This window comes from Magnetospirillum moscoviense (genome assembly GCF_001650635.1).
GTDB lineage: Bacteria > Pseudomonadota > Alphaproteobacteria > Rhodospirillales > Magnetospirillaceae > Magnetospirillum > Magnetospirillum moscoviense.
In genome coordinates this window covers 24,183-41,759 of sequence record NZ_LWQU01000126.1, presented here as the reverse complement: position 1 = coordinate 41,759, position 17,577 = coordinate 24,183, and the positions used below count along the sequence as shown (strand labels likewise).

General features: G+C 67.8%; 21 protein-coding genes. 12 read left to right on the top strand and 9 right to left on the bottom strand.

Annotated features, from left to right (window positions below):
- Window positions 1-33: 33 nt before the first annotated feature.
- Window positions 34-624, bottom strand: a complete 591-nt coding sequence (locus tag A6A05_RS07405) for a malonic semialdehyde reductase (protein WP_068498975.1) — start codon at window positions 622-624, stop codon at window positions 34-36.
- Window positions 625-703: 79 nt separating this feature from the next.
- Between A6A05_RS07405 and A6A05_RS07400 the strand changes: the two genes are divergently transcribed.
- Window positions 704-1,714 (top strand): polysaccharide deacetylase family protein, encoded by a 1,011-nt coding sequence (locus A6A05_RS07400; RefSeq protein WP_068498974.1) that lies wholly within the window; start codon window positions 704-706, stop codon window positions 1,712-1,714.
- Window positions 1,715-1,787: 73 nt separating this feature from the next.
- Complete coding sequence (locus tag A6A05_RS07395; protein WP_068498971.1) at window positions 1,788-2,216, top strand: BLUF domain-containing protein; 429 nt, start codon at window positions 1,788-1,790, stop codon at window positions 2,214-2,216.
- A 7-nt stretch (window positions 2,217-2,223) separates the two neighbouring features.
- Here A6A05_RS07395 and A6A05_RS07390 read toward each other — a convergent pair whose 3' ends face one another.
- Window positions 2,224-2,442 carry a hypothetical protein gene (locus A6A05_RS07390; protein ID WP_068499006.1) on the bottom strand — a complete coding sequence of 73 codons (219 nt, stop codon included), beginning with the start codon at window positions 2,440-2,442 and terminating at the stop codon, window positions 2,224-2,226.
- Window positions 2,443-2,465: 23 nt separating this feature from the next.
- Window positions 2,466-4,058, bottom strand: a complete 1,593-nt coding sequence (locus A6A05_RS07385) for a gamma-glutamyltransferase family protein (RefSeq protein WP_068498969.1) — start codon at window positions 4,056-4,058, stop codon at window positions 2,466-2,468.
- A 105-nt stretch (window positions 4,059-4,163) separates the two neighbouring features.
- Between A6A05_RS07385 and gpt the strand changes: the two genes are divergently transcribed.
- From gpt to A6A05_RS07370, 3 genes are read left to right on the top strand one after another with little or no spacing between them, the layout of a single operon-like run.
- On the top strand, window positions 4,164-4,607 hold the full coding sequence (gene gpt / locus A6A05_RS07380; RefSeq protein ID WP_068498967.1) for a xanthine phosphoribosyltransferase: 444 nt from the start codon (window positions 4,164-4,166) through the stop codon (window positions 4,605-4,607).
- A 60-nt stretch (window positions 4,608-4,667) separates the two neighbouring features.
- Window positions 4,668-5,093 (top strand): acyl-CoA thioesterase, encoded by a 426-nt coding sequence (locus A6A05_RS07375; protein WP_068498965.1) that lies wholly within the window; start codon window positions 4,668-4,670, stop codon window positions 5,091-5,093.
- Window positions 5,094-5,135: 42 nt separating this feature from the next.
- A complete protein-coding gene (locus tag A6A05_RS07370; RefSeq protein WP_068498963.1) occupies window positions 5,136-5,894 on the top strand; it encodes a metallophosphoesterase in 759 nt (252 codons plus the stop codon).
- 4 nt (window positions 5,895-5,898) lie between these two features.
- Here the strand turns inward: A6A05_RS07370 and A6A05_RS07365 are convergent, their stop codons facing one another.
- On the bottom strand, window positions 5,899-6,099 hold the full coding sequence (locus A6A05_RS07365) for a hypothetical protein (protein WP_068498961.1): 201 nt from the start codon (window positions 6,097-6,099) through the stop codon (window positions 5,899-5,901).
- Between the two features lie 89 nt (window positions 6,100-6,188).
- On the opposite strand from A6A05_RS07365, the gene A6A05_RS07360 reads away from it, so the two are divergent.
- The 3 genes from A6A05_RS07360 (at window position 6,189) to A6A05_RS07350 (ending at window position 9,220) form a co-directional block, all read left to right on the top strand.
- Window positions 6,189-8,261, top strand: coding sequence for a transglycosylase domain-containing protein (locus A6A05_RS07360; RefSeq protein ID WP_068498959.1), 2,073 nt, complete (start codon window positions 6,189-6,191; stop codon window positions 8,259-8,261).
- A 103-nt stretch (window positions 8,262-8,364) separates the two neighbouring features.
- Complete coding sequence (locus A6A05_RS07355; protein ID WP_068498958.1) at window positions 8,365-8,712, top strand: hypothetical protein; 348 nt, start codon at window positions 8,365-8,367, stop codon at window positions 8,710-8,712.
- A 22-nt stretch (window positions 8,713-8,734) separates the two neighbouring features.
- Window positions 8,735-9,220 (top strand): YchJ family protein, encoded by a 486-nt coding sequence (locus A6A05_RS07350; RefSeq protein WP_068498956.1) that lies wholly within the window; start codon window positions 8,735-8,737, stop codon window positions 9,218-9,220.
- A gap of 19 nt (window positions 9,221-9,239) precedes the next feature.
- Here A6A05_RS07350 and A6A05_RS07345 read toward each other — a convergent pair whose 3' ends face one another.
- Genes A6A05_RS07345 through A6A05_RS07330 form a run of 4 tightly spaced genes read right to left on the bottom strand, consistent with a single transcriptional unit; the run spans window position 9,240 to window position 13,268 of the window.
- Window positions 9,240-10,793 carry a hypothetical protein gene (locus tag A6A05_RS07345; RefSeq protein ID WP_068498955.1) on the bottom strand — a complete coding sequence of 518 codons (1,554 nt, stop codon included), beginning with the start codon at window positions 10,791-10,793 and terminating at the stop codon, window positions 9,240-9,242.
- An 8-nt stretch (window positions 10,794-10,801) separates the two neighbouring features.
- The gene (locus tag A6A05_RS07340) at window positions 10,802-11,884 is read right to left on the bottom strand and encodes a hypothetical protein (protein WP_068498952.1); all 1,083 of its coding nucleotides are present in this window, start codon (window positions 11,882-11,884) and stop codon (window positions 10,802-10,804) included.
- A complete protein-coding gene (locus A6A05_RS07335) occupies window positions 11,881-12,711 on the bottom strand; it encodes a polysaccharide deacetylase family protein (protein ID WP_068498950.1) in 831 nt (276 codons plus the stop codon). Before A6A05_RS07335 ends, A6A05_RS07340 begins: the two co-directional genes overlap by 4 nt.
- Window positions 12,708-13,268, bottom strand: a complete 561-nt coding sequence (locus tag A6A05_RS07330; RefSeq protein ID WP_068498948.1) for a winged helix-turn-helix transcriptional regulator — start codon at window positions 13,266-13,268, stop codon at window positions 12,708-12,710. Before A6A05_RS07330 ends, A6A05_RS07335 begins: the two co-directional genes overlap by 4 nt.
- 104 nt (window positions 13,269-13,372) lie before the next feature.
- Between A6A05_RS07330 and ribA the strand changes: the two genes are divergently transcribed.
- The 4 genes from ribA to A6A05_RS07310 all read left to right on the top strand — a co-directional run bounded on the left by ribA (window position 13,373) and on the right by A6A05_RS07310 (window position 16,822).
- Window positions 13,373-14,500 (top strand): GTP cyclohydrolase II, encoded by a 1,128-nt coding sequence (ribA, locus tag A6A05_RS07325; RefSeq protein ID WP_068499002.1) that lies wholly within the window; start codon window positions 13,373-13,375, stop codon window positions 14,498-14,500.
- A gap of 120 nt (window positions 14,501-14,620) precedes the next feature.
- Entirely contained in the window at window positions 14,621-15,634 is a 1,014-nt protein-coding gene (locus A6A05_RS07320; RefSeq protein WP_068498946.1) for a hypothetical protein, read from the top strand.
- A complete protein-coding gene (locus tag A6A05_RS07315; RefSeq protein WP_068498944.1) occupies window positions 15,631-16,134 on the top strand; it encodes a L,D-transpeptidase family protein in 504 nt (167 codons plus the stop codon). Before A6A05_RS07320 ends, A6A05_RS07315 begins: the two co-directional genes overlap by 4 nt.
- Before the next feature lie 7 nt (window positions 16,135-16,141).
- Window positions 16,142-16,822: a thiamine phosphate synthase gene (locus tag A6A05_RS07310; protein ID WP_068498943.1), complete on the top strand. Its 681-nt coding sequence runs from the start codon at window positions 16,142-16,144 to the stop codon at window positions 16,820-16,822.
- Here A6A05_RS07310 and A6A05_RS07305 read toward each other — a convergent pair.
- Window positions 16,734-17,480, bottom strand: a complete 747-nt coding sequence (locus A6A05_RS07305) for a class I SAM-dependent methyltransferase (protein ID WP_068498940.1) — start codon at window positions 17,478-17,480, stop codon at window positions 16,734-16,736. The two genes, A6A05_RS07310 and A6A05_RS07305, sit on opposite strands and share 89 nt — an antisense overlap.
- Between the last annotated feature and the right edge of the window lie 97 nt (window positions 17,481-17,577).

Sequence of the window (17,577 nt, the reverse complement as noted above, 5' to 3'; positions counted from 1 at the left end):
ATACCAAATCCGAAGGGTGGTTCGGATTTGGGTTCATTCGACCCGGCAGGCCTCGGCGAAATCCAGCCGCGGTCCACGCGGATACAGGCCCGCCGGGTCACCATGGCCGATATTGAGCAGGAAATTCGACCGCCACGTCGTGCCGGCCAGGAAGGCGGCATCGATCTGGGCATTGTCGAAGCCGCTCATCGGCCCGCAATCCAACCCGACCGCGCGCAGCGCCAGGATGAAATATCCGGCCTGAAGCGTGGCGTTGCGAAAAGCGGTGGCCTGGATCAGGGCATCGTTGCCTGCGAACCACGATTTGGCGTCGGCATGGGGGAACAGGGCTGGCAGCTTGTCGTAAAAGGCCATGTCCTGGGCCAGGATGGCGGTGACCGGGGCGGACATGGTCTTGTCCAGGTTGCCGGGTGCCAGGGCCGGGCGCAGCGTTTCCTTGGCGGCGACTGATCGGACGAACACCACCCTGAGCGGCTGGCAATTGGCCGAGGTCGGCCCCATCCGTGCCAGATCCCAGGCGCGGCGAAGCTGGTCGTCGGTGACCGCCTGGTCCCGCCAGCGATTGTGGGTGCGGCCGTTCAGGAACATCTGGTTCAGCAGGTCGGTGTCGGCCGGGGTAGTCATCGGCAAGCTCCTGTCGTACAAAGGGAAGAGTCGGTCGCCTTTCAATGTAGGGGCAGGGGCGGGTCGAGGGTAGAGGGCGATGCGGGTTCGGGCTTTGACATGGGCGCTGGCGGCGCTGCTGACGGTTGCGACAAGCGCGGCCGGGGCGGCGGATTCGGCGGTGGTATTCACCTACCACCGCTTCGGCGACAGTCGATTCCCCAACGCCAACACCCGTCTGGATCAGCTGGAAGCGCACATCGCCGAGCTGAAGAACGGCGGCTACCGGGTGCTGCCGCTGCCCGACATCGTCGATGCCCTGACCAACGGCCGGCCGCTGCCCGACAAGGCGGTGGCGCTGACCATCGACGACGCCTGGTACACCGTCTGGGAACATGCCTGGCCCCGCCTGCAGGAGGCCGGCCTGCCCTTCACGGTGTTCGTCGTCACCGACGAAACCGATCGTGGCGGCAGCGATTACATGGGATGGGACCGCCTGCGCGAGATGGTGGCCTCGGGTCTGGTCACCATCGGCAGCCAAGGCGCCGGCCATCCCCATCTGCCGGCGCTGTCGGCCGCCAGCGTCGCCGAGGATTTGGCTCGTTCCAAGGCTCGTTTCGGTGCCGAATTGGGGAGGGCGCCCGATCTGTTCGCCTGGCCCTATGGCGAGATGAGCCTGGAGGCGGCGGCCATCATCCGCCAGGCCGGCTTCAAGGCCGCTTTCGGCCAGCATTCCGGACCGCTCTGGGCCAAGGCGGATCGCTGGTTCCTGCCGCGCTTTCCGTTGAACGAGACCTATGGCGAGCCGGAGCGCTTTCGCCTGGCCGCCCGCTCGCTGCCGCTTCCGGCCGTCGATGTCAGCCCGGCCGACCCCAAGCTGACGGTCAATCCGCCGCCCTTCGGCTTCACCCTCGAGGGAGACGTTCCCGGCCTCGACCATCTGGCCTGCTATACCTCGCATGATGGCCGCGCCGCGACCGAACGCCTGGGGGAACGCATCGAGGTGCGCATGAGCAAGCCGATCCCGCAAGGCCGGGGCCGTCTGAACTGCACGGCGCCGTCGCTGGATGGCCGCTGGCGCTGGTTCGGCTGGCAATTCACCGTGCCATAGGGCGACGTTTAAACCGGCATTCAAATACCGATTTACGCTTTACCGATCCCCTGGCGCGAGTTATACTGGCACTATGATCGGAACTCTTTATATCAGCCACGCCACCATGGACCTCTCGCCCGAGGATCTGGCCAAGATTCTGCGGGTGTCGGTGGCCAACAATCCCAAACGCGGCATCACCGGCGTGCTGATGTATCACGAGGGGATGTTCCTGCAATATCTGGAAGGGCCCGAGGCCCAGGTGGCCGAGACCCTGGCGGCGATCAAGGACGACCCCCGCCACCGCAACATGTTCGTGCTGATCAACGACCAGATCGCCGAGCGGCATTTCCCCGATTGGGCCATGGCCCTGGCCGATCCGACCCTGATGCCGCCCAAGGACCAGGATTTGTGTCGAAGGCTGCATGACGCGGTGTCCGACCACGTTACCGGCGTCCTGAAACGCCAGCTGCAAAGCCTGGTCGCCAACTTTCACCGCATCGCCGACAATCGGCCGCGCTGAGCCCGGTTTATTCGACCGGCGGCGGGACGTTCAGGCCGCCGCAGCTGCACTTGTAAAGAATCTCGGCTTCGATCTTCGAAAGATCCATGTTGTGGACCATCTGACGACCGCAATGGGCGCAGAAATAGTCGTGGCCGCCGCGCCCGACGGTGGAAATCCCGGTGTCGAAGATATTGCGGCCGTTCACTTCATAGGGGGCCACCGGCAACATCATGATCTCAGCCATTTTCATTTTCCTATCGATATGAACTACCAGCCGGCGGCGGCGCCGTCCGACCGGGGATCGGCGGCCCCTTCGATGGTGCCGCCGGCATGGCGCAACAGGGCCCCGGCCTGACCCAGCGCCGGGTCGAAGGGGGCGACTTCGGTGATCTGGTGGCCGGCGGCGGCAAGGGCCTCGACCACCTGGGGCGAAAAGCGGGCTTCCAGCTTCAAATCGCTGGCGATGCGCCCGTCCAGGCCGCGGCCCAGGGCGAAGCGCGGCGCCGACACCGCTTCTTGCAGGTCCTGGCCCAGCAAGATGGCGCGGGTGAAGATCTGCGACACCACCTGCGGCTGGGCGTCGCCGCCCATGCACCCCCACACCAGGGTGCGGCCGTCCTTCAGGCGTGCCAGCGCCGGGGCCAGGGTGTGCAGCGGCTTGCGCCGGGGCTCCAGGGCGTTGCGATGGGCTGGGTCCAGGGCGAAGGAACTGGCCCGGTTGTGCCAGACGATGCCGGTGGAGGGTGACACCACCCCCGAGCCGAAGGCGTGGAACAGGCTTTGGATATAGCTGACGGCGCGACCCTGGCCGTCGATCACGCCGATCCAGGCGGTGTCGGCGTCTTGGGCCGGGTGCGGCCAGTGGGCGGCGCGGGCCGGATCGATCTCGCCGGCCATGCGGTCGAGCAGGTGATCGGTCAGATAGGTGGTGGCGTGCACCGACATGCGGTGCGGGTCGGTCAGGTGGGCGTTGCGCACCCGATAGGCCAGCTTGGTCGCCTCGGCCAGGCCATGCACCCAGGCGAAACTGTCGGGCTGGCTGATGCCCAGGCGCTGGAACACGCCCAGCAGGATCAAGGTCGCCAGCCCTTGCGTCGGCGGCGCGGTGGTGAAAACCGTGCCGGCCGGTAGGCCCAAGGACAAGGGCCGGCGGCGCATGCCGCGGTGGCGGGCCAGATCCTCGGCCTTCAGGGGCGAGCCGGCGGCCTTCAGATCCTCGGCCAGGGCGCGGGCGATGTCGCCGCGATAGAAATCGTCCAGCCCCACCTCGGCCAGGCGCTCGAAAGTCTCGGCCAGACGGGGCTGGGTGTGGATGGCACCGACCGGCAGGGGTTTATTCCGGTTCAGAAACGTCGCCGAAAATCCCGGAGATTTGCGCAAGACCGACAGGTTGCGGGCCAGCGAATCGACCTGGTGGCGGGTGACGGCAAAGCCGTCGCGGGCCAGGTGGACGGCATCCTCGAACAGGCGGTCCAGGCCCATGCCGCCGCCCCAATGGGCCGAGACGTCCAGGGCCAGCTGCCAGCCCGACACCGCGCCGGCCACCGTTGCCGCCGCCAAGGGTCCGCGCAGCGGCACCGCCTTCAGGCGATGGCCGCGGTAAAGATCGGCATCGACCTTGCCGCCGGCGGCCCCCGAGCCGTCGATCGAGACCGGCGGCTTGCCCGGTTCGGCGATCAGCCAAAAGCCGTCTCCGCCCAATCCGTTCATGTGCGGATAGACGACGGCCGAGGCGGCAGCGGCGGCGATGGCGGCCTCGATGGCGTTACCGCCCTCGCGCAGGATGGCAAGGCCGGCCTGGGCGGCCAAGTGGTGCGGTGCCACCACCATGCCGCGCCGGGACATGGGCGTATTGAGCATTCAGAAGGGATCCGCTCTGCGGGTGTTCGGCCGCTCAATATTGCGTCAACCATTCTGTCCCGTCCAGAGCTTGCCATTGCCGGGCCATTCGTGGCACACCGAGCCATGAATGCGACCACCCTGACCCTGACCTGGGACCAATTGCACCGCGACGCGGTGGCGCTGGCCGAAATGCTGCGCGCCAAGGGACCGTTCGCCGGAATTTTCGCCGTGACCCGCGGCGGCATGATCCCGGCGGCGATCATCGCCACCGAGCTGGATCTGCGTCTGATCGAGACGGTGTGCGTGTCCAGCTACGACGACCGCGCCCAGGGCGAGCTGGACGTGCTGAAGGCCGTCTCGGGTGACGGGACCGGCTGGCTGGTCATCGACGATCTGGTCGATAGCGGCGCCACCGCGCGGGCCATCCGCGCCATGCTGCCCGGGGCGCATCTGGCGGCCATCTACGCCAAGCCGGCCGGGGCCGATACCCTGGATACCGCGCTGGCGGCGCTGCCCCAATCGACCTGGGTGGTGTTTCCGTGGGAAGCCAGGCCGGCCCAGGCTTGATTGCCAAAGCCCCGCCGGCCATAATCGGTATCCTGGTACCAATTTAAGCCGAGGCCGGTCATGTCCCTGTACGTCCGTCAGCACCGCGTCGCCTGGGGCGATTGCGATCCCGCCGGCATCCTTTATACCCCCCGAGTCTTCGACTATTGCAACGAGACGCTGGAAGGGTGGTACCGCGACATCCTGGGCTCGGCATGGATGCAGATGATCGCCTCGGGCACCGGCTCGCCGATGGTGCATGTCGAATGCGACTTCATCCGCCCGATGGCCCCCGACCTTGAACTGACGGTGTCGGTGCGCATCGAACGCCTGGGCAGCGCCTCGATCACCTTCTTGATCGACGGGCATGGACCGACCGGCGATCAGCACTTCGCCGCCAAGTACGTGGTGTGCATCACCGACTTCAGGCAGGCCAAGGCCATCCCCATTCCCGATGCCCTGCGCGAGCGGGCCGAGGCCTATGAGCGGGCGACCCGCCAACCCTAACAAGCGGGTGACGGGCTTATTATTTTCCTCTAATGTGCGGACATGACCATCCGCCTTGCCATTTTGTCCGACCTGCACGTCGAAAAGGGCCCGTGGACCATGCCGCCGATCGAGGCCGACCTGGTGGTCCTGGCCGGCGATATCGGCTGGGGCGTCGAGGGCGCCTTGTGGATCGCCGACCATCTGCGGGCTCACCCGGCGGTCTATGTCGCCGGCAACCGCGAATATTGGCACCATGTCGCCGGCGCCGACCCCATCGCCGAGCTGCGCCGCCTCACCGGCCGGGTTGCGGGTTTACGCTTCCTGCAAGATGAAACCGCCGAATTTCGCATCGATGGCCGCACTCTGCGGGTGCTGGGCTGCACCCTGTGGACCGATTACGCCCTGACCGGCGACGTTGCCGGGACGATGGAAAGGGCGCAGTCCGGCATGCCGGACTACAAGAACGGTCGCGGCGCCAACGGCGTGACGCTGACCGCTTCGCAGGTGCTGGCGTGGAACCAAACCTCGGCGGCCTTTCTGCGGGCCGAACTGGCCCGGCCCCATGACGGCCCGACCCTGGTGGTCACCCATCATCTGCCGTCGGCCAAGGGCCTGAAGGCGCCGCGCCCCGATCACGTGCCGACCACCTGCTCGGTGTCGGGGTTGGACGACATCATCGCCGCGCACGGCCCGGATCTGTGGGTGCACGGCCATTCCCATTGGGATTGCGATTACGTCGAAGGCCCGACCCGCATCGTCAGCCGCCAGCGCGGCGCCCCCGAGAATGAGAACTTCCGGCCGTTGATCCTCGAGCTGTAACGGTTCAGTCGTTGGCCGCCTTCAGGACGGCGCGGGCTTCGTGCTCGTCGATCTGGTGCATGTCGCCCAGATGGATCTCCCAATTGGCAACGAATTCGGCCACCGCCAGGGTCAGGCACTCGTCCAGGCTCTTGCCGGTTTCCGCGGCGAGCTTCTCCAGGCGTTCCTTCAACTCGGTGGGAATGGTGACCGCCAGGGTTTCCATGATCGTCCTCGAAAATGCCGGCTAAAGAATGCCAAGGGCTGCAAGTTTAACCCCTTCCGTCCCGGCGTGCCAGGGGGTAGAACCGCGTCATGGCCAACGACAAGCGCCCGCGCCCGCCGACCCTGACCCTTGATCCGTCCGACCGGCTGGTGTCCAGCGCCGACGGACCCGCCGCCGCGCCGCCGCCGCCGCGCAAGCCGGCCGCGCCCAAGCGCCCGCGCAAATCGGGCGGCGGCCGGCCGAAGCATGCGTGGCTCAAGCGGCTGGTGCTGTGGGGGGTGACGGCGGCGATCTGGGTCGGGGTCGGGGTCGCGGGCCTGGTGGCGTGGTACGCCATGGATCTGCCCGACATCGACGGCATGACCACCACCACCCGCCGTCCGGCGGTGGTGTTCCAATCGGCCAACGGCGAGACCTTCGCCACCTTCGGCGACGTCTATGGCCGGCCGCTGGAACTGGCGGAAATGGCGCCGACCATCGCCCAGGCGGTGATCGCCACCGAGGACCGCCGCTTCTATCGCCATTTCGGCCTGGATGCATGGGGTCTGGCGCGCGCCGCATTCACCAATGCCCGGGCCGGCCGGGTGGTGCAGGGCGGCTCGACCATCACCCAGCAATTGGCCAAGAACCTGTTCCTGACGCCGGACCGCACCCTCAAGCGCAAGGTCCAGGAATTGCTGATGGCCCTGTGGCTGGAACGGCGCTTCACCAAGGAGCAGATCCTGACCATCTACCTGAACCGGGTCTATCTCGGTTCGGGGACCTTCGGGGTCGACGCCGCCGCCAAGCGCTATTTCGACGTCTCGGCCAGCCGGCTGGATCTTTACCAATCGGCGGTGCTGGCCGGCCTGTTGAAGGCGCCCAGCCGCTATTCGCCGCTGAACGACCCCGAGGCCAGCCACAAACGGACCCTGGACGTGCTGTCCAACATGGTCGAGGCCGGTTTCATCGAACGGCGCGACGCCGACCTGGCCGCCCTGACCGGGGCGGCGCGCGCGGTCAAGCGGCCGGTGCCGACCGGGCGCTATTTCGCCGATTGGGTGATGAGCCACCTGTCCGAGATGGGCGACGTGCAAGGGCGTGACATCGTGGTGCACACCACCTTGGATCTGGGGCTGCAACGCAAAGCCGAGGCCGATTTGAAGGCCCTGCTGGATGGCCCCGGCGCCAAGGCCGCCGCCACCCAGGGCGCGGTGGTGGTGATGGCCCCCGACGGCGCGGTGCGCGCCCTGGTGGGCGGGCGCGACTATGACGACAGCCAGTTCAACCGCGCCACCCAGGCGCAGCGCCAGCCCGGCTCGTCGTTCAAGCCGTTCGTCTATCTGGCGGCGATGGAACAAGGGCTGACGCCGTCGGACACCTTCGACGACGCTCCCATCAAGCTGGGCAACTGGAAGCCGGGCAATTACAACGGCAAGTTCGAGGGGCCGGTGACCTTGCGCCGGGCCTTCGCGCAAAGCACCAACACCGTCGCGGTCCGCCTGATCGAAGAGGTCGGCCCCGGCCGCGTGATCAATCTGGCGCACAAACTGGGCATCGTTTCGGAGCTGGGACGAGATGCGTCGCTGGCGCTGGGCACCAGCGAGACCAATCTGCTGGAGCTGACCACCGCCTATGCCGCCTTCGCCAATGGCGGTTACGGCGTGCAGGCCTTCGGGGTCGAGGCGGTGACCGATCCCGACGGCAAGGTTCTGTGGAGCCGCCAGGGCGAGGGTTTCGGCAAGGTCATCTCGGATCAGGCGCTCCACCACATGCAGGAGATGATGAGCGCGGTTCTGAGCGAAGGCACCGGCAAGGGGGCGCGTCTGGACCGGCCGGCCGCCGGCAAGACCGGCACCACCCAGGATTACCGCGACGCCTGGTTCATGGGCTTCACCGCCGATTATGTCGGCGGCGTGTGGCTGGGCAACGACGACCAGCGCCACGAGATGAAGAAGGTCACCGGCGGCGGCCTGCCCGCGACCTTGTGGAAAAGCGTGATGACGGCCGCCCACCGTGGCCTGCCGGCCCGCCCGCTGGCGGTGCCCGAGCCGCCGCCCTCGGCCGCGGCCGGAACCGAAGGCACCGCCGGCGAATGGCCGAATGCCACGTCGGGGTCTGGCCCGATCGGGGCCATCGGCAACGCCATCGATGATCTGTTGAACAGTATCTTCGGTCGCTAACCCGCTGATCCGCCCCCGATTCTGCCCATCGACACCGCCTTGGGTTCGGGTCTAAACTGCCGGCCAAGGGATCGCACCCGATCATCAGGGGTGGAGGCTGGGCATGGCGGAAGATGGTGGATTGGAAATGCTGCTCGACCGGGTACCCCCCGACGTCGTGCGCAGCTTCACCGAGGAACAGCGGGCCGCCCTTTACCAGGCCATCAAGCCGGCCAGCTGGCGTCGGCACCCCATCAATATCCGCCTGACCTTCCCGCTGTTTTCCAACCGCTACTTCATCACCGTGGTCGGCGGCATGGAAAAGCGCTCGGGTGAGCGGGTCAGCCGCGAGATGCGCATGTTTCCCTTGCGCACGGCCGGCAATGTGCTGTTCCTTCTCGGCCTGGGCGGCGCCTTCTATGTGGCGGCCGTCCTGGGTATCTTCATGTTTTCCAATCTGATCGAGTTCTGATCCGCCAACTCCGGGAATTCACATGACCTCTGCATGCCCCTGCGGCTCGGGCCGCGGCTTCGACGATTGCTGCGCCCCTTTGCTGGCCGGCCAACCCGCCCCCAGCCCGGAAGCCCTGATGCGCTCGCGCTACAGCGCCTTCGTCAAGGGCGACGTCGCTTACCTTGGCACCACCCTGGCCCCCGAGGCGCTGGTCGATTACGACCCCAAGGAAACCGAGGCGCTGGTCGAGGCGGCCCGCTGGCAGGGTCTGGAGATCCGCTCGAGCGGTATCGACGAGACCGGCGAGAAGGGCCATGTCGAGTTCGTCGCTCGCTATACCGCCGGCGGCAAGCCCTATGTCCATCACGAGCTGGGCTCGTTTCGCATTGTCGAGGGCCGCTGGCTCTATGTCGATGGTGTGATGAATCCGCGCCCGCCCCAGCGGGTGGTCGCCAACAAGGTCGGCCGCAACGATCCCTGTCCGTGCGGTTCGGGCCAGAAATTCAAGAAGTGCTGCGGCGCCTGATCCGGCGGCCCGGCCGGGATCAATCCCGGTCGGGCATGGTCCGGTAAAGCTGGAAGCCGCGCCCCTCGAACACCGGCTGCAGATGGTCGGGGTCGGGGTTGGCCGCACCCGGCCGGGTATAAAGGATGTAGACGAAGTCATAGCGGCCGGGCCAGGCATCCCAGAAACGGGCGGCGCCCGGCACCGGCCCATCGACCGAGGCCAACAGCTGGCTGACGGTGGGCGGGTCGCCGTCGTCGCGATCGACCAGATCGGCGAATTCGGGACGGATCGCCAGCACCTGCTTGCCCGGCACCGCGAAGATGGTCGAGATCAGCGCGTCGCGATCGATGACCGCCCATGACGGCGCGTGACTCAGCGCCTGTTCCATCACCATGCCGCCGGCCGGTTCGTCGGCATGGGCGACCAGCACGGTGGCTCCGCGCGGCATCCGGCCGACGGCGGCGCGCATGTCGGCGGTGATGTCGGCCAGATCGAGCCAGTTGGCCTGGACCTCGACGGTCCGGGCCAGGGTCAGGCCGGCGATGAAGGCATAGAAGGCGCCGCGCGACAGCCGGCCCCTGAGTTCGGGGGAAACGAACCCGATGGTCAGGAACACCAAAGCCACCGGCAGCCGCTGGTCGGCGATCCACGAACCGAACAACTGACGCGGCATCGCCAGGAACACCACGCCGCCCAGGGCCAGCAGCACCCAGCCGGCACCATGCAGCCGCAACAGGTCGCGCTTGGCCAGCCATACCGTCGCCCCCACCAGGATGGCGGCGAACACCATGTCGACCATGTCGCGGTACAGCTGCACCGTCAGGTAAAGTCCGTCCAGCTTGCCATGGGATTCCCACAAATTCATCTTCGACAGCCCCAGGGTCGGGCTGGCCAGGATCAGCGGAATCACCGGCACGAAGGGCAGGGCGAAGGCGGCCAGGTCGCGCCAGGTCCAGGTGCTTCGCCGCTGGGCCAGGCGCCAAAGCTCGAAGGCCAGCAGGGTCAGGCCGTACAGGCCGACGGCGAACAGGTGGCACAGAAACAGCACCAGCACGATGATCGCCGAGGCCAGGCCCCGCCGGGCGACCGAGCGATCGCGAAGCGCGATCCACAGCGCCACCCCCCACAGGGCGATGCCGACGCCCAGCAGGTAATTGACCAGGCCGTACAGGAAGATGCCGTTATAGACCAGCGGGAAGGCCAGCAACGGCCAGGGGCTGAACCGCCCCCACAGCGCGCGGTGGATGGCCATCGGCCCGGTGACCAGCAGCAGGACCATCATGGTCAGGAACACTTGGCCGGCGCCCGGCAGGCCCAAGTGATGGACCAGCGGCGGCACCACCACGTCCATGATCAGATTGGGGATCACCGCCCATTCGATGGCATAGGTGCGGGCCAGCGCGCTATTGGTCCCGATGTCGGCCAGAATCCCCATGCGGGCCAGGTGATTGACGAAGTCGGTCAGCGGCGGCACCGGTACCGTGAGGATCGGAAGCACCACCATAACGGTCAGGCTGGTCACGGCGATGGCGAAGGATCGTCCCCCGGTCAGGGTGGGATGCGCAAGCACGGCCGAAAGGAAAAGACGCATGAAAATCCTTAGAACAAGACGGTGTCGCCGTCATAAGCGGTAAGATACCACGCCCCAACATCGGATTGCTCGGTGCACGTCCGGTAATAGCACGGCCAGGTGGGAAGCGGCCGGGTCAGGCCGCCCAACCCCATGATCGTCGCCTGAAGCGGCTGGGCCACCCCGCCCACTTCCAGCAAAGCCGCCCCTTCGGCGGCGGCCAGGCGCACGGCCGCGCCGACCAGATCGGCGACCATGGCGGGATCGTCCTCGCGGACCAGCAGGTCGGCCAGCCGCCAGCGGGTCAAGCCGATGGCCTTGGCATCATCCCTGATCAATATCGCATAACCGTCCAGCTCGCCCGGCCGGTCGATGGCGAGGACCCGCAAGCCGTCGCGATCGGCATGGGGCAAGACGTGCCAGGCCAGGGAAGGCGCGGTGCGGTCGGCGAACAGCTGGTCCGGGCGTTCCCGCCGTTTGGCGGCGAACAATCGGTCGAAGCGGGAATCGAAGGTCGCGGTGCTGTCCACGGTCACGGCGCGCCGGGGTGCGCCGGGCCAGGTCAGGCCGACCGGCAGGCGCAGATGGCGCGCTGGCCCGGCCCCCGGCCAGCCCTTCTTGCGCAGGCTTGCCGCCAGGAAAGCACCGGCATCGGTGACCCAGAAGCGGACGCGGTCCAGGCCCGGCTGCGGCACCGGCAGCCCGCCGTAACGCTGGAACAGCCGCCCGGTCGCCTTGATGCCGGTGGTGACCAGGATCATATCGACGTTCGGCTGGGCGAAATAGGCGTCGGACAACAGGCCGGTGGCGTCGCGATGGGGTTTTTCCACCCCCCATTGGCTGGCGATGGCCACGGTCAGGCGCTGGTCGCCTTGCCAATAGGTCTGGGCGTAATTGGCGAAGAAGCCGACCATGCGGCCATCGGCCTCCAGAACCCAGCCGGGCAGGGGGTCCGCGCCGTCGTGCGACAAGGCCGGATTATCCAGCCACAGGCGGCGCCAATGGGCGGCGACGGCCTGTTCGCCCGACGGCATGACCAGCCCAAGGCGGCGCAGCAATTCCGTCGCCTCGGCTCCGTCGGCCAGGGTGGCGGGGCGCAAGACGCGGTTCATCCTCGCTCCAGCAGGAAGGTGCGCAATTGGTAGTCCGGGTCGTTGGCCAGGGTATGGTCGCGGCGGATGAAGAAGGGCGAATCACCGGACCGGGTCGGTCCGCGCACGGTGGTCGCGAACGAGGAATAGCCGCATTCCTCGGCAATCCTGGGGTCGCGCTCGGGCAGGAAGGTCGTGCCGGGCTGGCCCCACGGGCAGCAGAAATGGCGGCATTGGCCGCCCAGTTCGGCCTCGATGCGGGCCTTCGAAGCGGTCAATTCGGTCGCGACCGCGCGTGCGTCCAGCGCCGACAGGCGGGCATGGCGATCGGTATGCGAGCCCACCACCATGCCGGCATCTTGCAAGGCCCGGCAATCATCCCAGCTCATGAATTCCATCAGCCGGGTCTCGCCGGGATAGAAACCCAGCAGCAGGTCGCGGTCGCGCTCGGGGTCGGTGCCGATGAAGCGGGTGGCGACGAAGAAGGCCGCCATCGCTCCGTGCTCGACCAGGATCGGCAGGGCATGGGTGGCGCAGCTTCTGAAGCCGTCGTCGAAGCTCAGGCAGAAATAGCGCCCGTCGATGGGATCGCCCGAGCGCATCAAGGCGATGGCATCGTCCCAGCCCAGGAACTCGCCGTGGCGGCGCATCCAGCGCAATTGCCGGGCGAAGCCGGCCCGCTCGTCGGCAAAGACGTGGTGGTAATACGGGAATCGCAAGGCGGCGCGGCGCCCGCGGCCGGGCAGCAGCGACAATCCGGCCAAGGCGGCGCGGCGCAGACCAGCACGCAGGCGCGCGGCAGGCCCGGCCCGGCCCTCGAATTCGGCGATGGTACTGACCGGTTTCATGCTTCCTCCGTCCGGATCAGACGATAGCCGCCCGGCTCGGTCAGCAGCAAGGCGGCGCCATCGGAATCGGCCTCGATCTTTCGGCGCAGGCGGTAGATATGGGTTTCCAGTGTATGGGTGGTCACCGATCGGCCATAGCCCCACACCTCGGTCAGCAGGGTTTGGCGATCGACGGCGCCGTCGGCCCTGGCCAGCAAGCTCAAGATCGCGGCCTCCTTGTCGGTCAGGCGGACCCTGTGCCCGTCCTGGTGCACCAACACGCGGCCGGGGCCATCCAGGCACCACCCGCCGAAGCGGACCCGGCAGGCCTGGCGCCGGGCAAGGGCCGCCGTCACCGCCGCCAGCAGCGGGGCCACGCGCACCGGCTTGGTCAGCGCGACCCACGCCAGCGAGCCGTCGGCCGGCGCGGTCGCGGCAACCACCAGATCGGCCGGGGGCAGCACACCGGTGCCGTCGGTGCTGGTCACCGCATGTCCGGCGTTTCGCAGCACCTCCGCCAGGGTGTCGCGCGCCACGGCGTCGTCGTCGATCAGCAAGATCAGGGGTGTTGGCTTCATCCGCCCAGATATAAACCGAAAGACGGCCGGCGGGAATGGCGGCGGACCTTTTTCCGGCGGAGGAAAACCGCTATGGTGCCAGCCCCGAGCCCCGTGAAGGTCCCATGACGAAGCCGCTTGACGTCTCCCCCGGTCCCAACCAGCCGCCGCCGCCGCCGCTGATCGCCGTCGATCGCGCCGTGGCCGAGTTGCGGCGCGGTGCGGTGGTGGCGGTTCGCGGCGCCGACAGCCGGGTGGCCTATGCCCTGGCCGCCGAGGCGGCGACGGCCGACAGTCTGGCGCACCTGACCACCCTGGCCGGCACCCGGCCCTGCCTGATTCTCAGCAACCGCCGCGCTGCGGTGCTGGGCCACGATGTTGCGGCGCCCGCCGCCCGGGTCGATCTTCCTGCCGGCATCGACCCCCTGACCGTCGCCTGGCTGGCCGATCCGGTCGCCCGCGACGTTCCCCAGCCGGATTTGACGAAGCTGACCATGCAGCCGGTCGCCGCCGGCTCGGTTCCGGCGGCCTCGGTGGCGCTGGCCAAGCTGGCCCGGCTGCTGCCGGCGACCTTGGTGGCGGTGCCAACCGCCGGCGCCTTGCTGCTGTCGGGCGTGGTGGTGGTCGACGTCGCCGCCATCGAGGAATACCAGCAAACGGCGGCCCGCTCGCTGCGCAAGGTGTCGGAAGCCCGCGTGCCGCTGGTCGATGCCGAGAACGCCCGCATCGTCGCCTTCCGGCCGGCCGATGGCGGCATCGAGCACCTCGCCATCATCATCGGCGAGCCCGATACCGCCCAGCCGGTGCTGGCCCGCCTGCATTCCGAATGCTTCACCGGCGACCTGTTGGGGTCGCTGCGCTGCGATTGCGGCGACCAATTGCGCGGCGCCATCGCCGAGATCGCCCAGGCCGGCTCGGGCATCTTGCTGTACCTGTCGCAGGAAGGCCGGGGCATCGGCCTGGTCAACAAGCTGCGCGCCTATCAGCTGCAAGATGACGGGCTTGATACCCTGGATGCCAACCTGCAGCTGGGATTCGACGATGACGAACGGATCTATCTGCCGGCGGCGCAGATGCTGCGGCTGCTGGGTGTCGAGCGGGTCCGCCTGCTGACCAACAATCCGCTGAAGGTCGAGGCCCTGGCCGCCCACGGCGTGGTGGTGGCCGAACGGGTGCCGCATGTCTTTCCGGCCAACGACCATAATCAGGGCTATTTGCGCACCAAGGCCACCAAGGGCGGTCATCTTTTCTAGGCTGCCCGGCATTTTCTGCCGAAATTTCGCCGTGTCTCCAAGGCATATCCAGTAAAATCAATGCACTAGAGTTTGGCATCGGGTTTGCACAGTAGATGCTGTCATTCATCGAGGCCTGCCATGAGCATCAGCGCGTCCGCCCAAGCTCCGATCTATTCCGATCCCGACCGGCTGGTGCCGTTCCTGGCGTCGGAACGCGCCGATACCGCACGGGCCGCCGCCGCCGAACGCGACGCCAAGACCGCCGGCAAGGACCTCTCGATGTTCGCCGAGGAGGAACCCAGCTTCTGGGATGTCCTCGACGTCATCAATCCGCTGCAGCACATCCCGGTCATCAACACGCTTTACCAGGAACTGACCGGCGACAAGATCGGCGTCGGTGCCCGCCTGGCCGGCGGCGCCCTGTTCGGCGGCCCGCTCGGTCTGATCGCCTCGGCCGCCGGCTGCGTCATCGAGCAGGAAACCGGCAACACCGTGGGTGGCCATGTCCTGGCGATGTTCAAGGATGACGCCCCCGCCACCGCCATCGCCCAGGCCAAGCCGGAAGAGGCAAGCGCCTCGATGCAGGTGGCAGCCGCGCCGGTGGTGACCTTGCCCGAACCGGTGGCGGGCCAAGCCGCGACCCCGCAGGTGATGTTCACCGCCGATGGCATGGTCGCCCCGCCGTCAGCGGCGCTGGCGCCCCAGGCGGCGGTCCAGAAGGTGGCGCTGGCCCAGCCGGCGGCACCCCTGACCGACGCCAAGCCCTTCACCCCCATCGGCCAGCAGCCAAGCCGCTTCATGCCGATTCCCAACCGGATGAGTGCGGTCAACCCGCCGCCGCTGCAGCCGATCAGCGTGCCGGTGTCCAATTCCGGCAGCCGCTCCAACGTGCCGATCACCGGCCGTGACCCGGTCTCGGCCAACAATGCGTCCAACGCCATGGCGGTGCAGAAGATCATGGCCGACCAGGGGCTGGGCGGCCAGGCGCATCCGATGCTGCCCGGCTCGGGCAAGATGGCGGTGCCGCCGACCGGCATGCCGGCGGCGCCGGCCGATTGGGTCCAGTCGATGAACAAGGCGCTGGACAAGTATGAAAGGGCTGGCAGCCTGGCGACCCGGCCGCAGCCGACCACCACTCTTGACCTGCAATGATGCGCATTGACGTCAGCGCCGATGGCTGGCTGAGCTGGACCGGGCGCCGGGTCGCCTGCCGGCTGGGACGGTCGGGAATCATCGTCGATAAGCGCGAAGGCGACGGCGCCACCCCGGTCGGGGCTTGGCCGCTGCGCCGGGTGCTGTACCGGCCGGATCGGCTGCCCCGTCCGGTCACCGAGCTGCCGGTCGCGGAAATCTGCCCGGCCGACGGCTGGTGCGACGATCCCGCTCACCCCGATTACAATCGCCCGGTCGGACTGCCGCATCCGGCTCGCTGCGAAAAGATGTGGCGCGACGATCATCTGTATGACGTGGTGGTGGTGCTGGGCCACAACGACGATCCCCCGCTGGCCGGTTTGGGCAGCGCCATCTTCCTGCATGTGGCCGATCCCGGCGGCAAGCCGACCGAGGGCTGCGTCGCCGTCGCCCTGCCCGATCTGCTGGAGCTGCTGGCCGATTGCCGGCCCGGCGATCTTTTGGTGGTGTCTGCGCTATAGTGTCGCCATGAAGCTTGCCGCCGCCATCCGCCGATTGACGCCCGTCGCGGGCATTCCCCGGGCGATCTTGGTGACCGACCCGGTTCGGCTGCCCGATCCCCGGCCGGTCCTGCCGTTTCTGCCGCCCGGTGCTTTGGTGCTGCTGCGCCCCTATGACGGCGCCGACGCCCGGGATCTGGCCAAGAAGGTGGCCGCCGCCTGCCGGCGCCACCGGCTGCGGCTGGTGGTCGCGGCCGATTGGCGTCTGGCGGCGGCCATTGGCGCCGATGGGGTGCATCTGCCGGAATGGATGGCGCGGCGGGGGGTGCTGGCGGCGGTGCGCGGCTGGGTTCGTCGCCGGGGCGGCCTGCTGACGGCGGCCTGCCATTCGCCGATGGCGTTGGCGCGGGCGCGATGCCGGGGCGTGGACGCGGCGATCCTGTCGCCGGTCTTTCCCACCGCTTCCCATCCGGCTGCGGCGGGGATCGGGGCGGTGCGCTGGCGCGGCTGGGCCAGGCGTGCCGGTCTGCCGGTGATCGCCCTGGGCGGCATCACCGGTGCCTCGGCCCGGCGGCTGGGCCCGGTGGGGGTGGCCGGCTACGGCGCCATTTCCGGATGGGTCACGGACGGGGCTTGTGCGCCACCATCACCAGATTCTTGCCGATCGGCGGGGGGAAGCGGGTTTCCAGCCAGCGGGTCGGCGGAATGACCAGGCTGTCGAACACGCGCACGGCCGGCAGGTTGAAATCGACCTTGCCGCCGATGGTGTTGAGCAGCCACCACGGCACGATGCCGGGCATGTCGAAGAAATGCAAAAGCTCGATCTCGGCGCCGACCATCTCCATCAGCCGCACCAGATCCTGGCGGCGATAGCGGCGGAAATGGCCGTGGGCGCGGTCGAGATCGCTCATCAGCCACGGCAGGGCCGGCACGAACAGCGCCAGCTTGCCGCCGGGTGCCAGCGCCTCGAACATCCACTTGACCGCCTGGGCGTCGTCTTCGATGTGTTCCAGGACGTTGACCAGGACGAAGGCGTCTATGCTGCCGGCCGGCAGGAAGGGGGCGTGGCGTTCCAGGGTGTTGTTCAGCACCTCGACCGCCGGATCGTCCTTGAAGCCATGGCTCAGCCGCTCGGCCAGATGGGTCGCCGGCTCGATCAGGGTCAGGCGCTCGACATGGGGCCTGAGACGTTGGGACATGGTGCCGATGCCGGCGCCATACTCGACGGTATGGCCGCTGACGAAGGGCTCCATGATATCGACGATCCAGCGGTAATAGTTCTTCGATGCCGAGAGAACGTTAAGGTCCTCACCGGGATAATCGACGGTTTCCGGTACCATCGGGGTCGCAGCCTGGTCGGACAGCATCCGTCTCTCGTGGTCAAACTCTTGGGGCCGGCCAGAGTGATAGCATGACGACGGATCGCCACCACCCAAAAAAAGCCTCGCCCCCTGTACGCTGTCG